The sequence below is a fragment of the Rhodococcus rhodochrous genome (assembly GCF_014854695.1).
In the GTDB taxonomy this organism is placed as follows: domain Bacteria; phylum Actinomycetota; class Actinomycetes; order Mycobacteriales; family Mycobacteriaceae; genus Rhodococcus.
Window position 1 is genome coordinate 4865118 of the sequence record NZ_CP027557.1, and the last position, 14066, is coordinate 4879183.

General features: G+C 67.9%; 14 protein-coding genes. 5 read left to right on the top strand and 9 right to left on the bottom strand.

What is annotated here, in order from left to right; translation table 11 throughout:
- The first annotated feature begins 6 nt into the window (after positions 1-6).
- Genes C6Y44_RS22165 through C6Y44_RS22175 form a run of 3 tightly spaced genes read left to right on the top strand, consistent with a single transcriptional unit; the run spans position 7 to position 2444 of the window.
- Complete coding sequence (locus C6Y44_RS22165; protein ID WP_085470215.1) at positions 7-1278, top strand: amidohydrolase family protein; 1272 nt, start codon at positions 7-9, stop codon at positions 1276-1278.
- 37 nt (positions 1279-1315) lie between these two features.
- Complete coding sequence (locus C6Y44_RS22170; RefSeq protein WP_085470216.1) at positions 1316-2077, top strand: SDR family oxidoreductase; 762 nt, start codon at positions 1316-1318, stop codon at positions 2075-2077.
- Positions 2078-2117: 40 nt separating this feature from the next.
- On the top strand, positions 2118-2444 hold the full coding sequence (locus C6Y44_RS22175) for a DUF4286 family protein (RefSeq protein WP_059384015.1): 327 nt from the start codon (positions 2118-2120) through the stop codon (positions 2442-2444).
- Between the two features lie 47 nt (positions 2445-2491).
- Here the strand turns inward: C6Y44_RS22175 and C6Y44_RS22180 are convergent, their stop codons facing one another.
- From C6Y44_RS22180 to C6Y44_RS22200, 5 genes are read right to left on the bottom strand one after another with little or no spacing between them, the layout of a single operon-like run.
- A complete protein-coding gene (locus C6Y44_RS22180) occupies positions 2492-3394 on the bottom strand; it encodes an alpha/beta hydrolase (protein WP_159417406.1) in 903 nt (300 codons plus the stop codon).
- 30 nt (positions 3395-3424) lie between these two features.
- A complete protein-coding gene (locus tag C6Y44_RS22185) occupies positions 3425-4192 on the bottom strand; it encodes an enoyl-CoA hydratase/isomerase family protein (RefSeq protein ID WP_085470218.1) in 768 nt (255 codons plus the stop codon).
- Position 4193: 1 nt separating this feature from the next.
- The gene (locus tag C6Y44_RS22190; protein ID WP_159417405.1) at positions 4194-5282 is read right to left on the bottom strand and encodes an acyl-CoA dehydrogenase family protein; all 1089 of its coding nucleotides are present in this window, start codon (positions 5280-5282) and stop codon (positions 4194-4196) included.
- The gene (locus tag C6Y44_RS22195; protein WP_159417404.1) at positions 5269-6174 is read right to left on the bottom strand and encodes an acyl-CoA dehydrogenase family protein; all 906 of its coding nucleotides are present in this window, start codon (positions 6172-6174) and stop codon (positions 5269-5271) included. The genes C6Y44_RS22190 and C6Y44_RS22195 overlap by 14 nt, the downstream gene beginning before the upstream one ends.
- On the bottom strand, positions 6152-7561 hold the full coding sequence (locus tag C6Y44_RS22200; protein WP_159417403.1) for a class I adenylate-forming enzyme family protein: 1410 nt from the start codon (positions 7559-7561) through the stop codon (positions 6152-6154). Before C6Y44_RS22200 ends, C6Y44_RS22195 begins: the two co-directional genes overlap by 23 nt.
- Before the next feature lie 105 nt (positions 7562-7666).
- Between C6Y44_RS22200 and C6Y44_RS22205 the strand changes: the two genes are divergently transcribed.
- Positions 7667-8686, top strand: coding sequence for a ferredoxin--NADP reductase (locus tag C6Y44_RS22205; RefSeq protein ID WP_159417402.1), 1020 nt, complete (start codon positions 7667-7669; stop codon positions 8684-8686).
- Between the two features lie 52 nt (positions 8687-8738).
- On the opposite strand, the gene C6Y44_RS22210 is transcribed toward C6Y44_RS22205, so the two are convergent.
- The gene (locus C6Y44_RS22210; protein WP_225623656.1) at positions 8739-9311 is read right to left on the bottom strand and encodes a TetR/AcrR family transcriptional regulator; all 573 of its coding nucleotides are present in this window, start codon (positions 9309-9311) and stop codon (positions 8739-8741) included.
- 88 nt (positions 9312-9399) lie between these two features.
- On the opposite strand from C6Y44_RS22210, the gene C6Y44_RS22215 reads away from it, so the two are divergent.
- The gene (locus C6Y44_RS22215; protein WP_192378587.1) at positions 9400-10542 is read left to right on the top strand and encodes an MFS transporter; all 1143 of its coding nucleotides are present in this window, start codon (positions 9400-9402) and stop codon (positions 10540-10542) included.
- On the opposite strand, the gene C6Y44_RS22220 is transcribed toward C6Y44_RS22215, so the two are convergent.
- From C6Y44_RS22220 to C6Y44_RS22230, 3 genes are all read right to left on the bottom strand, one after another.
- Positions 10523-11941, bottom strand: coding sequence for an apiosidase-like domain-containing protein (locus C6Y44_RS22220; protein ID WP_159417399.1), 1419 nt, complete (start codon positions 11939-11941; stop codon positions 10523-10525). The two genes, C6Y44_RS22215 and C6Y44_RS22220, sit on opposite strands and share 20 nt — an antisense overlap.
- A gap of 98 nt (positions 11942-12039) precedes the next feature.
- Positions 12040-13101, bottom strand: coding sequence for a CaiB/BaiF CoA transferase family protein (locus C6Y44_RS22225; protein WP_159417398.1), 1062 nt, complete (start codon positions 13099-13101; stop codon positions 12040-12042).
- Positions 13098-14054 (bottom strand): LLM class F420-dependent oxidoreductase, encoded by a 957-nt coding sequence (locus tag C6Y44_RS22230; protein ID WP_159417397.1) that lies wholly within the window; start codon positions 14052-14054, stop codon positions 13098-13100. Before C6Y44_RS22230 ends, C6Y44_RS22225 begins: the two co-directional genes overlap by 4 nt.
- Positions 14055-14066 lie beyond the last annotated feature (12 nt).

The window sequence follows — 14066 nt, forward strand, 5'->3', positions numbered from 1 at the left end:
ATCCTCATGAAGACCGAAGACATGGTGATGATCAGCATCGACGACCACGTCGTCGAACCCGCGGACATCTTCGAGAAGCACTTCCCCAAGAGCCTGATGGACCAGGCTCCCAAACTCACCGCCCACCCCCGTAATCCCCGGGTGCAGGCCTGGCAGTTCCAGGGCACCGTCGTCGGCAGCTCCGGCCTCAACGCCGTGGTCTCGTGGCCCAAGCACGAATGGGGCATGGACCCCACCGGGTACGCGGAGATGCGGCCCGCCGTCTACGACATGGATATGCGCGTGCGCGACATGGACGCCAACGGCACCCTCGCCGCGACACTGTTCGCCACCTTCCCCGGCTTCGCCGGCACCCACCTGGCGAGCCTGCCCGACAAGAAGCTCTCCCTCGCCGCGTGCAGGGCTTTCAACGACTGGGTCGTCGGTGAGGTCCCGGACGCACACCCGGGCCGGTTCATACCGATCGGCATCATCCCCTTCTTCGATGCGGACGAATCCGTTGCCGAGGTTCACCGGATCGCAGCCATGGGATGTCGCTCCATCAGCATCCCCGAAACTCCCTACGGTGTCGGGGAAGGGTTCCCCGACTTCAAGTCCGGCTACTGGGACCCGATCTTCAAGGCGTGCGTCGAACACAACATCGTGCTGTCCCTGCACATCGGAGGCGGCATCAACCTGGTCAAGCGGCCCGAGGGATTCGACATCGACAACATGCTGATGCTCACGCCGCTCATCTCGACAATCGCGGCCACCGACATGATGCTCAGCGGCGCGTTCAAGAAGTTCCCCGACCTCAAGGTCGCTATGAGTGAGGGCGGCGTCGGATGGGTGGCGCCGTGGCTGGACCGCCTCGACCGGCACATCGTCAACCAGTCCTGGACCGGAACGAGCTTTCTTCCCGACGGGATGAGCCCGACCGACGTGTGGCGCAAGAACTTCCTCGCCTGCTACATCACCGAACCCAGCGGACTGAACAACCGTCACCGGCTCGGCATCGACACCATTGCGTGGGAATGCGACTACCCGCACTCGGATTCCACTTGGCCGCACTCACCCGAGATCCTGAAGAGCGAGCTGGACGCCGCTCGGTGCACCGACGAAGAGATCGACAAGATCACCTTCGCCAACGCCGCGCGGTTCTTCGACTGGGATCCGTTCGCGCACACCCTGCGTGAGCAGGCCACCGTCGGCGCGCTGCGGGCACGCGCCACCGATGTGGACATCAGCGAGACCTCCAAGGAGGAGTACCGCCGCCGCTACGAGCTCGCCAATTCGTGAGCCGACCGGAACATCCGCTTCGACCGACAGGAAAGAAATGACAGACAGCCCCCAACTGGACGGCAAGGTCGCCATCGTCACCGGCGCCGGAGGTGGGATCGGCCGCGCCTACTCCCGTGGTCTCGCCGAGGCGGGTGCCGCAGTAGTGCTCGCAGACGTCAACCTCGAGGCTGCCACCGCCGCCGCGAAGGAGCTCGAAACGGACGGCCATCGCGTGCTGGCCGTCGGCGTCGACGTCCGCGACGAGGCCAGTACGACCGAAATGGCAGCTGCCGCAGCCGAACACTTCGGCTCCGTCGACATCCTCGTCAACAATGCCGGCCTGATGGCCGAGGTGGTCGGCGAAGGGTCCCTCACGACGATGGACATCGAGCTGTGGAACCGTACCCTCGCCGTCAACCTGACCGGCCCGCTCCTGTGCACCCGCGCCGTGGTGCCGTACATGAAGGAGCGCGGCTACGGCAAGATCGTGAACCAGTCCTCGAGCGGCGCGTTCATGGCCGCGCAGGCCTACGGCATCACCAAACTCGGTCTCGTGAGCATGACGGTCTCGCTGTCACGCGAGTTGGCGCCGTTCGGTATCCGCGTGAACGCGATCGCTCCCGGCATGGTCAACACCGAGGCCGGTTCGATCGCGTCGCCGCCCGAGCTCAAGGAGATGGTCAAGCATGCCATCCCGTTCCCGTTCGGTGAGCCCGAGGAACTGATCCCCGGTCTGCTGTACCTCGTGTCGTCCGGCAGCGACTGGGTCACCGGACACACCCTCAACATCGACGGCGGCTGGGTCGTCCGGGTCTGAAGCTCCAGTAGACCAACCCTTCTCACAGACAGGACCACGCATGAAGCACTACTTGCTCGTCGAGTCGTACCCGTCACATCCCGAGCGGCTGGAAGAGTTCAACAAGTGGTACGACGAGGTGCACATCCCCGAAGTGGTGGCCCTCGACGGATTCGTCGGTGCCACACGGCTGTCCCCCGCCGACGCGGACGGCGGCCCGTCGGTCACCCTCTACGAACTCGAGGGTGATCCCGCGGCGGCCAAGGCCAACGTCCACGCCGCGGCGGCAGCGAAGCAGCTGAACATGTCGGACTCGCTCAGCTACGGCCCCATCCCGAAGATGCGGATCATGGAAGTGAAGTCGGAGTACGTCAAGCCCCGTTCGTGAACGGAGCACGGAAGCCGTAGGGCCGCTGCCGGGATCCGGCAGCGACCCTACGAGCATTCCAGGGAGAGCGCATTTTCCAGGGTGGCGCACTGTTCGTCGAAGAATCCGCGCGCGACCCCCGTGCGCGAGGCCACCGAATCGAAGCCGTGGAAGGCTCCGTCGACGATGTGCAGAGCACACGGGACACCCGCCGCCTGTAGCCGTTCCGCGTACGCGCGGTCCTCGTCGAGGAACAGATCGTGCGTGCCCACCCCGATCCAGGCCGGGGGCAGGCCCGACAGATCGGTGCGACGCGCCGGCGCCACGACCTCCGGATCGGCCGAACCCAGGTAACTCGCCCAGCCGAACCGGTTGCTGAACGCATCCCACATCCGGGTGTGTGCGGGACCGTCGCCGGTGCGGTCGTCCAGCATCGGATAGGCCAGCAGCTGGAAGGCCGGTGCCGGCAGTTCCCTGTCCCGGAGCAGAAGTGCCAGTGCCGCAACCAGACCCGCCCCGGCGCTCGCACCTCCGATCGCGATACGCGCCGGATCGACCTCCGGCCGGCTCCGCAACCACTCGTAGGCGCGCAGACAGTCCTCGAGCGGAGTCGGATAGGGATGCTCGGGTGCCAATCGGTAATCGACCGAGGCCACGGCGATACCGAGCCGGTCGGCGAACCGCCGGCACAACGCGTCGTCCTGCGCGGCCCGGCCGAAGACGTACCCGCCACCGTGGATCCACAACAGGGCCGCACCGGGTTCGGTGCCTGCGCGGTCCGGAGCACCGAACCAGCGGACCGACACCCCCGGTTCGAAGACGTACACGTCCGGGTCGGTGCCCCGGATCGCGCGGGTGAGCATGCGCATCACCGGCAACGATCGCGGGGTCACCGCACGACGTGGAGCGAGCAGCGCCACCGCCCGCAGATCGGGATGGAAGCTCGACAGCGAACGCAACCGTCCGATCACACGGCCTCTCCGATCACCCGGCGTCTCCGATCACGATTTTCCTGCGGTCATCCTCGCGATGTTCGCACGGAAGTCGTCGCTCTGGAAGGTCATCTCCTCGGCACTCATCGCGTAGTCGAGGCTCGCGAGCACCGCCCGCTCGAGGTGGATGTTGAGCAGCCGCTTGGTGGCCTCCACAGCCTTCTGCGGTTGCTCCACGAGACGCTTGGCGCATGTGAGTGCCTCGGCGAGCGGATCGGCGACGACATGGTTCGCCAGGCCGAGTTCGCGGGCCCGCTCCGCGGGGATCCGCTCCCCGAAGAAGGCGAACTCCTTCGCGTGCAGCAGGCTGATCTGCAGCGGCCAGGTCAGCGGACCACCGTCGGCCGCGACCAGCCCGACCTGCACGTGGGGATCGGCGAGATAGGTGCCCTCCCCCATGTAGACGACGTCGCTCAGGGCGACCAGGCTGCACCCGAGTCCCACCGCCGGGCCGTTGACCGCAGCGACCACAGGCACGCGGCAGCGCGCCATACCCAGGACGATCTCGCGTCCGTCGGCGATGGTCTTCGCCCGCAGTTCGGCGTCCTGCCCCAGTTCGGCGAGATAGTCGAGATCCCCGCCGGCGGAGAACGCCTTGCCGGCACCGGTGAGCACCACGGCGCGGACCTCGCGGTCGGCGCTCAGCTGCGGCCACAGCCGGGCGAGTCCCGCGTGCAGCGGATCGTTGACCGCGTTGTACTTCGACGGCCGGTTGAGCGTGACGATCCGCAGCGGCCCCTCGGCGCGGACCTCGATCTCGTCGGGCATGCCGTACATGTCAGACCCCCAATCCGAGGATGCGCGAAGCGATGATGTTCTTCTGGATCTGCGACGTGCCGCCCATGACGGACTGGGCGCGGCTGTACATGTACGAGCCGAGGAGTTCCTCGTCGCGGCTGCCCGCGACTGCCAGGGCCGCGTGTCCGACCGACTGGTCCACCCACGTCATGAGCAGCTTGTCGAGCGACCCCTCGGAGCCGTGCGAGACACCGTCGAGCTGCTCGGACAGTCGCCGCCGCACGTGCAGACGCAGCATCTCCGACTGCACCGCCGCCCAGGCCAGATCCTGCGGAGGCGGACCGTCGACGCGCTTGGCGAGCTGACGCACGAGTTTGCCGTAGCGGGCGGCGAATCCGAGGGTGGACGGTTCGCGCTCGTGGCCGACGACGGTCATCGCGACCCGCCAGCCCTCCCCGGGAACCCCGACCATGCGGCTTGCCGGCACGCGGGCACCGTCGAACAGCACCTGGCCGAACTCCTTGGTGACACCGCTGATCATCTTCAACGGTCGCTGCTCGATGCCGTCCTGGTGCATCGAGACGATGAACGCCGAGATACCGCGGTGCCGCGGCGCATCCGGATCGGTGCGGGCGAGCAGCAGGCACCAGTCGGCGACGTCGGAGTAACTCGTCCAGACCTTGTGGCCGTGGATGACGTAGTCGTCGCCGTCGCGGGTCGCCGTGGTGGTGAGCGACGCGAGGTCGGAGCCGGCACCGGGTTCGCTGAATCCCTGGCACCACCGTTCGGTGCCGTCGATCATGCCGGGCAGGAACCGTTCGCACAGTTCGTCACTGGCATGGTGGCCGAGGCCGACCACGAGATATCCCAGGCTCGGGCGCGGCGGGCATCCGGCGACGGCGAGTTCCTCGTCGAGGATCACATCGTAGACGGGCGGAAGATCCTGCCCGCCGTACTTCTTCGGCCACGACAGACCGAAGAACCCTGCGCTGTAGAGCGCCTGATGCCATTCGCCCTGCCGAGCCCAGTACTCGTCACCCGAGGTGGGGAACTTTCCGGCCTGATCGGCGAGCCAGGTCCGCAGCCGGGCGCGGAATGCGGCTTCTTCCGGCGAGTCACGAAAGTCCAAGGTCGATCTCCTCCAGGCTCACGGGGAACAGTTCGGTGGACGTCAGGGCCCGCCGTAGGTACACGTGCTCGATGCACTCCCAGGTGTTGCCGATCCCGCCGTGCACCTGAACGGCGGTCTCGCAGACGGTGCGCGCGGCGCGCGCGGTGTAGATCTTGGCGATGCGCGCGGCGCGGATCGCGTCCTCGGGCGTCAGCTCGTCGACGGCCCACGCCGCGTGCCGCAGCACGCTGATCGAGCCTTCGATGAGGGCTTCGCTCTCGGCCAGCATGTGCGCGACCGCCTGGTACGACCCGATCGTGTTTCCGTACTGCTCACGGATCTTCGCGTAGTCGACGGCCACCGCCTGCGCGCCCCGCGACACCCCGACGAGGTCGGCGCACGTGACGACGAGCGCGAGAGCATGTGCGCGGTCGGCGTTCTCGGAGGAGAGTTCGCCGAGCGTCTCGTCCGGTTCGGCGAACGTCGCGAACGAACGGGTCAGGTCCGCACCGGGCGCGGGCTCACCGACGGCCGCGGTCGACACCGTCCGGTCCCGGAGGACGAGGACGCGATCGAGGCCGTGCGCGTCGAAGGCGTCGGCACCGACGGCGATGGCGCGCGTCGGCTGGTCGTCGGAGAAATGCCGGTGCAGGTCGTCGGCGAGCACCGGACCGAAGAACGGCACGTCGACGAGTCCGCGCCCGAATTCCTCTGCCACGATGGCGACTTCGACTCCCGACGCGCCGTCGGAGCGCAGGGAGCGCCAGCCCGTCGAGGCGACGGTCTTCTCCAGCCGTGCCCGGCGTGCCGCGTCGTCCAGATCCGACACCGAGCGGGCACCCAGATCGTCGGCCAGTTTGGCGGCGGCGTCGCGCAACTGCTGTTGTTCAATGGTCAGACGTACGTCCATGGCGCTCCTCGAGTTGTCGGCGCAAGACCTTGCCGGACGGCAGGCGGGGAATGTCGGGCACGAAGATCACGCGTCCCGGTCGCTTGTACGACGCGAGTCGTTCGGCCACATAGGTGGAGATGTCGTCGGGATCGAGTGTCGCGGTGGTGGCGATCGCCGCGACGACCGTCTCGCCGGCCGCACCGTTCTTCGTTCCGAAGACGGCGCAGTCGGCGATGTCGGGGTGGCCGTGCAGCACCGCTTCGACCTCGGCGGGAGCGACCTGGAATCCGTTGACCTTGATCATGTCCTTGGCACGGTCGGTGATCCGCAACCGGCCGTCGGCGTCGAGCCATCCGACGTCGCCGGTGCGGTACCAGCCGTCGCAGAACGCCCCGGCGGTCGCGTCGTCGGGCAGGTATCCGGCCATGGCCGAGGCCGACCGCACCTGGATCTCTCCGGTCTCGCCGGCCGGGACCTCCCGGCCGGTCCCGAGTTCGACGATCCGCAGTTCGAGGCCGGGCGCAGGTACGCCGACGCTGTCGAGGCGGGCGTCGCCCACCGGATTGCAGGTGATGACGGGGACCTCGCTGGCTCCGTAGGCCGGCAACCAGGTCACGCCGGTGCGCCGGGTGACGGTCTCCGCGACACTCGCGGTGACGGGTGTGGCGCCCCACATGATGTAGCGCAGCGACGACAGGTCGAACGATTCGAGATCCGGGTGCGAGGCGATCGCGAGGGCGATCGGTGCGACGGCCATCTCGACGGTGATCCGGTCGCGCTCGATGGATTTCAGCATCGCGTCGAGGTCGAATCGCCGGTGCAGCCGCATCCATCCGCCGGCGTCGAGCACGGTGGCGATGTTGAGCAGGCCGAGGATGTGCGAGGGAGGGGTGACGATCTGGAGCCGGTCGCCGGCGGTGAGTCCGAGGACCTGCCGCCAGTGCGCCACGGCCGCGGCGAACGAGGAGCGGGTGTGCCGCACGGCCTTCGGCAGGCCCGTCGTACCGGAACTGAAGACGAGCAGTGCATCGGCGTCGGGGTCCACGGGGGTTGCGGTGAGGTCGCCGTGATCGGGTTCGATCGGGTCGTCGAGGTGGAGCATCGGCATCGCGGCGGCGAGGACGGGGTTGTCGCCGACGGCGAAGGCCGGTTCGGTGAGCCGGAGGGCGTGCTCGACCTCGCCGCTTTTCCAGGCCGGGCTCAGCAGGACGACGACGGCGCCGAGCCTGTCGATGGCCCGGTAGGCCACGACGAATTCGGGGCGGTTGGACGACATGAGTGCCACGCGGTCGCCGGGACCCACGCCGCGATCTGCCAGGACACGAGCGAGTCCGCAGGTGAGCGCATCGAGTTCCGCGAGGGTGCACTCGCGGTCTTCGAAGGCCAACACGGTGGGCTCTGTCATGGTGCTCTCTCGCGTCGCAGCAATACCGGTCGAGAGGTCTTGCTCTCCTGAATGAGAATAGTACTCTCGTTCTTGCAGAACATTGATACCAGGAGGAGACGGTCCATGGCGAGACCACCTTTGTTTCAACGCGCGACCGTGACCCGGATCGTGAAGGAGACCGACGACGCCCGCACCTACGTGCTCGCTCCCCTCGACGGGCCCTTCACCTACAAGTCAGGGCAGTTCTGCACCTTCAAGGTGAAGGTCGACGGCACCGATCTGTATCGCTCGTACTCGATGTCGAGCGCGCCCGAGACCGACACCGAGATGATGACCACCGTCAAGCGGGTCACCGGCGGAGCCGTCTCGAACTGGTTGCACGACAACATCGCGGAAGGCGACGAGGTCGAGATCACCCGACCCGCAGGCACGTTCATCCTCCGCGACGCAGCCGGTCCGGTGCTCGGCTTCGCCGGCGGAAGCGGCATCACGCCGATCCTGTCGCTCGCCAAGAGCGCACTCGCGACGACCGACCGGCCGGTGCGCCTGCTGATCGCCGACCGCGACCGCGCGTCCGCGATCTTCGCGAGCCTCACCGACGAACTCGTCGACCGGTACGCGGGTCGCCTCGAGGTGGTGCGGCACTTCGACGACGAGAGCGGGCTGCTCACCCCCGACGCCGTGCGCGCCTTCGTCGGATCCGACGGCGGCGCCGACAGCTACCTGTGCGGTCCGGAAGCGTTCATGGACATGGTCGAGGCCGCGCTCCCCGGCCCCGGCAACATCTACAGCGAACGGTTCGGCAGCGCAGCCGAACCCATCAAGGCCGAGGACGCCCAGGAGGCGGAGTCCGCCCCGAGCGGGGAGGTGAAGGGCACCGTCTCGATCCGGCTCGGCAACCAGCGCGTCTCCGTGCCCCGGCACGCCGGTGAGACACTGCTCGAGAGCGCGCGTCGCGCGGGCCTGGCGCCGCCGTTCTCGTGCGAGGCCGGCAACTGCGCGACCTGCATCGCCAAGATCACCCACGGCAGCGCGACGATGCGCGTCAACGACGCATTGTCCGAGGAGGAGATCGCCGACGGATACATCCTCACCTGCCAGGGCGTGCCCGACAGCGAGGACATCAAGGTCAAGTACGTCTGATGCCGATTCGGTTGTTTCGACGGCGTCATACGCGGTGGGAACAACCGGATTTTCACTGGTAGGTCAGGGCGGCCGAATGCGCCACCCTGCGACCCACCTCGATCGGTGACGACGGCCGGCCGCGCAGGAAGCCCGCGAGGGTTCCGTTGTAGGCGGTGAGCACGTCGTCGGCGAGGTCCTGCGCGTTCGGCCCGGCCACCGGTTTCGCAAGGTGCAGGAGTCGCTCGGCGAGCAGGTCGCTGTCCGCCGCGAGCATCTCGCCGATCTCGTCGGTGGGTTCGGCGAACTCCGTCGCTGTCGCGAGGAAGGCACACCAGCGGGCGGGTGATTCCGAATCGTCGCGGTACGCAGCGAGGGCGTCGAAGATCGCCAGCAGACGTCCGATGTCGTCGTCGGCGTCGACCACGTGGCGGTCCCACACCGCGCGCCATTCCGTCAACCGGACCCGCAGCGCCTCGGCGACCAGGGATTCCTTGCTGCCGAAGTGCGTGTACAGGGACGCCGCGGAGGCTTCGGCCCGGCGCAGCAGATCGTCGACGGGTGTCGCCCTGATCCCGCGGTCGAAGAGCATCTCCTCGGCGGCCCGGAGCAGACGGGTACGTGCAGCAGGACGAGCCGTGGACATGACCACACTGTAACGCTCGTTCTGATGAAACGATCGTTTCGGCGTAGAGTAACGATCGTTCTGGTCTTCGATCCGTTCGGGGGACGCGATGCATCCACTCGTCATCGCCGGCACAGCCCTGATCGCGACCACCTACGGGCTGGCGCGGTTCGGCTACGGACTCTTCCTGCCCGAGTTCACCGACTCGTTCGGGATAGGGTCGACGGTTGCCGGCGCCGTCCAGGCCGGCAGTTTCCTCTCGTACTGTCTCGCGGCGATCGTCGCGTCGAGGACGAGCGGACGCCCACGTCTCGTCGTGGCCTGCGCCGGAGCCACGGCGGCGATCGGTGCGCTGGGGGTGGCGGCTTCGACGCACACGGTCGTCTTCGCGCTGAGCGTGGTCGTCGCCGGAGCCGGGGCCGGTTTCGCCACTCCCGGTCTGGTGACCCTCGTGGAACGCAATATCGCACCCGCGCGGCAGGAGAACGCGCAGACGATCGTCAATTCGGGAACGGGGGTGGGCCTCGTCGCCGCCGGGGCTCTGGTGTTCGCCACCGCAGGTCAGTGGCGTGTGGGATGGGTCGTCATCGCGGTTCTCACCGGCGGGGTCGCTCTCGCCGTCCTCCGCACCGACCGACGTTCCGACGATCGACGGGATCGTTCACAGACCACACCTGTACGGATCGGCGAACTGTCCCCGCTGATCCGTCCCCTCGTCGCCGCAGCACTGGCCGGTGCGTCGAGCGCGGCGATCTGGACGTTCGGGCGGTCCGTCATGAGCGACGGCACCGGCGGGGAGACCTACTCGGTTCTCGCGTGGATGGTGCTGGGCGCCTTCGGGGTACTGGGGGCAACCGCGGGCCGGATCGTGCAGACCTGGAACCTGCCGGTCGCGTGGACGCTCACCACCACCGCCATGTCCGTGGCCACCGTTCTGCTGGGCCTGTTCCCCACGTCACCGGTCCCCGCCTACATGTCCGTCGCCCTGTTCGGCGCGAGCTACATCGCGATGAGCGGGGTGCTCATCGTGTGGGCCGTGCGGTCGGTCGCCGAACGCGCAGCCGAGGGCACGGTCGCGTTGTTCATCGCCCTCGCCGTCGGCCAGGCCGCCGGGTCGGTCGTGTTCGGAGCCCTGCTGGGTTCGACGTCGACCGCGACCGCCTTCGTGGTGGCGGGCATCGTCGGTCTTCTCGCGGTGGTGCCGGCCGTGTCGCTCCCCCGGTCCCGCACTCTCACGCCTGTCGGTCGGTGATCACGAGAAGCCAATCCTCATCTCCGTCCGTATTCGGCCCAGGTGTGGAGATGTCGCCGTTCTCGTCGGGAGTCGCCGGCTGCCGAGGCCCGGTCGCGTCGGCGGGGTCGATCCACTCGAGGGTCGCCGACTCCGGTACCAGAGCAGGATCGAGCCGGATCGTGCGCTGCGTCGGAACATAGACGACGGCGAGTGAACCGTCCGGTGTCCGGGCGGCAGTGACGTACTCGTCGTCGAGGACGTCGATCATCTCGTCGCTCGTCCACGGGGTGCCGCGACCTGCGGCGACGAGCGGTTCGTCGACATCCGGCACGAGTTCCCACCACGGCCACGACTGCCACAGCTCGCGTATCGCCCGCAGTTGCGCGACGGCGGAGGTGTCCAGTCGGGATTCCCACCCGTCCGGGAACTCCCAATCGTCGGAACCCCGGAACTCGCCGGGTGAACCGGAGGTCAGTGCCCACAACGCCTGACGTCGGAGCGTCTCGTCGGTGGTCGGCGCCGTGTCCTCCTGGTTGTTCTCGCCTTCGTAGTTGCCCTCCGAGAACAGTGCGGGTCGCGGGTCGCGGGTTCCGTCGGCACGCTCGTAGGCCTGCAGGACCGCCTGATAGGTCGGCGCGTAGGTGTAGACGAAGTTCCAGTCCACGATCGGCTCCCAGAACGGATGATCCGTCGAGAGCAGCTTGTCCCAGCCCAGCTGGATCGTGAACGGTGCGTCGGAGCCGGCATCACGGATCCCATCGAGCATCGCGCGCAGCACGAGGTCCGACTCGGCACCGGCCGCGAGATCCTCCGCCTCCGGCGAGTAGTCCCCACCGGTCATCCAGACGATGTTCGGGAACTCCGCGTACCGCTGCGCGAATCCCCGCCCGTATTCGAAGGCTTCCTCGGGTGTGGTCGAGGCGAAGACGTGGGTGAGATTCCATCCGTCCATCGGGTACAGGAACACCGTGTTCCCGTGGCGGCACGCGATCCGGAGATAGTCGTCGACGCGCGACCAGTACGCCTCGTTCCACTGCGTGATGTCGCCGTCGACGAACGGTTCGATACCGTCGAAGGTGGCGCCTTCATAGCTCGGCCCGCCGTTCACCGGCACGACGATCGCCGACATGATCGACGCGTTGAACCCGTTGCTCTCGCGGTCGGTGAAGTACAGCTCGGCCTGTTCGGGCGACCAGTCGGCCATCCCGGACCACGGCGAGTCGCCGCGGACGAGGACGGGATTTCCGTACTGATCCTCGAAATGGCGACCGTCGGCGCTGACGGACGCGACGAATCGATGGTCGGCGGCGTCGCATTCCGCATCCACCGCCGGGACATTCGTCGGCTGCTGCTGGTCTCCGGCATCGGAACAGGCCGCGACCAGGAGCAACACCATCGCCAGGACTGCTCGTTTCATCGCCACCCCCACCGCGCCTGTGGTACGTCCAGGCTACGGAGGAGGCGGCGCTTCGGAGCAGAATCACGGAACGCAGAATCACGGAACCCGCCGTCGGATCAGGCAGGTCCCACGGTCACCGGCGCGTCGGTGTGCTCACCCAGCTTCGGAGGCGGTCCGTACTGCGGTTCGTACCCGATCACCCGGATCGGGCTACCCACCAGGCGGAAGTCACCGGCGGTGACGACCATCTCGGGAGTCGCGTCGAGGGCGTCGGGCAGCGAACGGACCGCGGCCGCCGGCACCCCGAGCGGACGGAGACGGGCCTCCCAGCCGGCAGCGGTGTCGCGCGAGAGCGCCTCGGTGACCACCGCGAGCACCTCGTCGCGTCGCTGTGCGCGTTCGGCCATGGTCGGGAACCCGTCGATCCCGGCCTCGGCCGCGAAGATCCGCCAGAAGCCGTCGTGCGTGACGAACAGCGCGAGCGTGCCCTCGGCGGTCGGGAACAATTGCGCGGGAACGTAGTACGAGTGTGCCCCGTTCGGCATGCGTCGCGGCTCGGTGCCCTCGTTCAGATATGCCGAGGCGCGGTAATTGAGCTGCGACAGCATGACGTCGCGCAGCGACACGTCGATCTGTCCCCCGCGACCGGACACGATCTGCGCGAGCAGACCGAGCGCGGCGGTCATGCCCGTGGAGTTGTCGGCCGCCGAGTAACCGGGCAGCATGGGCGGGCCGTCGGGGTCGCCGGTCAACGCCGCGACACCGGTCTGGGCCTGCACCACGTAGTCGAAGGCCGGGTCGTCGCCGCCGTCGAGCCCGTATCCCGTGATCGCGACGCAGACGATCTTGTCGTTCCATCTGCGCAGCGCGTCGTAGGTCAGGCCGAACTTCCGGATGGCCGACGGCTTGAGATTGACGAGCAGCGCATGAGATTCGGCAGCAAGCTCGCCGAGGCGGCGCATGCCGTCGTCGGTCGTCAGGTCGAGGCAGATACTGCGTTTGCCCCGGTTGAGACTCGCGAAGTAGGCGTCGCTCACCTGGCGGGAGAGATCCCCGGTGGGCGGCTCGATCTTCGTCACCTCGGCCCCGAGATCGGCCAGCAACATCGTCGCGTACGGGCCCGCGAGGATGTGGCCGACCTCGAGGATCCTGATCCCCGCGAGCGGACCTGCCGTCACCGCAGTTCCTTCACGAGTTCGGCGACGACCTCGCGGGTGCGGTACTTCGACGCGACCAGCTCGTCGCGGGTGTTGCCGATGGGCAGCAGCCGCATCGACAAGTCGGTGACGCCGGCCTCCTCGTAGCGGCGGAAACCGGCGAGGATCGCGTCCTCGTCGCCGACGATCGCCATGTCGCCGATGTCCTTCGCCTGTCCGTGCTCGAGGAGCCGCTGGTAGTTGGGCGAGATCTCCGCCTCGGCGAGAATGCGATTGGCGCGCTCGCGGGCGACGTCGACCTCCGACGGTGCGCACAGGCAGACCGGTACGCCGGCGACGATCCGCGGTTTCGGCTTACCCGCTTCCTCCGCGGCCTTGGTGATGCGCGGCGCGATGTGTTCGGCGATGGCGCGTTCGTCGGCCATCCAGAGCACGGTGCCGTCGGCGAGTTCGCCGGCGATCTTCAGCATCACCGGGCCGAGCGCCGCGACGAGCACCGGCATCGGTGCGACCGGCGCGATGTCGAGGGGATTGTGGACCTTGAAGGTGTCGTTCTCGACGTCGATCGAACCCGGCAGGTCGCGCGCGGCGTCGAGCACCTCGAGATAGTCGCGCGTGTACTTCGCGGGCTTGTCGTAGGGCAGGCCGAGCATGTCCTGCACGATCCAGTGATGCGACGGGCCGACACCGAGGGCGAGGCGGCCGCCGAGCGCGGCGTGCGTCGACAGCGACTGCCGCACCAGGTGGACCGGGTGCTGCGCCTGCAGAGGCACGACGGCCGTACCGATCTCGATACGCGACGTCCGCGTGCCCATCAGGGCGACGGCCGTCAATGCGTCGAAGTCGGTGGGGATCTGCGGCACCCACACGGTGTCGAGGTCGGCCGACTCGGCCCACTCGACGTCCTTCAGCATGCGGTCGACCTTGCGGTTGGTGTCGCCCTGTTCCGGGCCGACCATCACTCCGATACGCACGATTCCTCCAGG

Excerpts from the sequence above, each read along its gene's own strand:
- C6Y44_RS22165 (WP_085470215.1), top strand. The coding sequence starts at position 7 with ATGAAGACCGAAGACATGGTGATGATCAGCATCGACGACCACGTCGTC.
- C6Y44_RS22170 (WP_085470216.1), top strand. The coding sequence starts at position 1,316 with ATGACAGACAGCCCCCAACTGGACGGCAAGGTCGCCATCGTCACCGGC.
- C6Y44_RS22175 (WP_059384015.1), top strand. The coding sequence starts at position 2,118 with ATGAAGCACTACTTGCTCGTCGAGTCGTACCCGTCACATCCCGAGCGG.
- C6Y44_RS22185 (WP_085470218.1), bottom strand. The coding sequence starts at position 4,192 with ATGTACGGCATGCCCGACGAGATCGAGGTCCGCGCCGAGGGGCCGCTG.
- C6Y44_RS22195 (WP_159417404.1), bottom strand. The coding sequence starts at position 6,174 with ATGGACGTACGTCTGACCATTGAACAACAGCAGTTGCGCGACGCCGCC.
- C6Y44_RS22200 (WP_159417403.1), bottom strand. The coding sequence starts at position 7,561 with ATGACAGAGCCCACCGTGTTGGCCTTCGAAGACCGCGAGTGCACCCTC.
- C6Y44_RS22205 (WP_159417402.1), top strand. The coding sequence starts at position 7,667 with ATGGCGAGACCACCTTTGTTTCAACGCGCGACCGTGACCCGGATCGTG.
- C6Y44_RS22210 (WP_225623656.1), bottom strand. The coding sequence starts at position 9,311 with ATGTCCACGGCTCGTCCTGCTGCACGTACCCGTCTGCTCCGGGCCGCC.
- C6Y44_RS22215 (WP_192378587.1), top strand. The coding sequence starts at position 9,400 with ATGCATCCACTCGTCATCGCCGGCACAGCCCTGATCGCGACCACCTAC.
- C6Y44_RS22220 (WP_159417399.1), bottom strand. The coding sequence starts at position 11,941 with ATGAAACGAGCAGTCCTGGCGATGGTGTTGCTCCTGGTCGCGGCCTGT.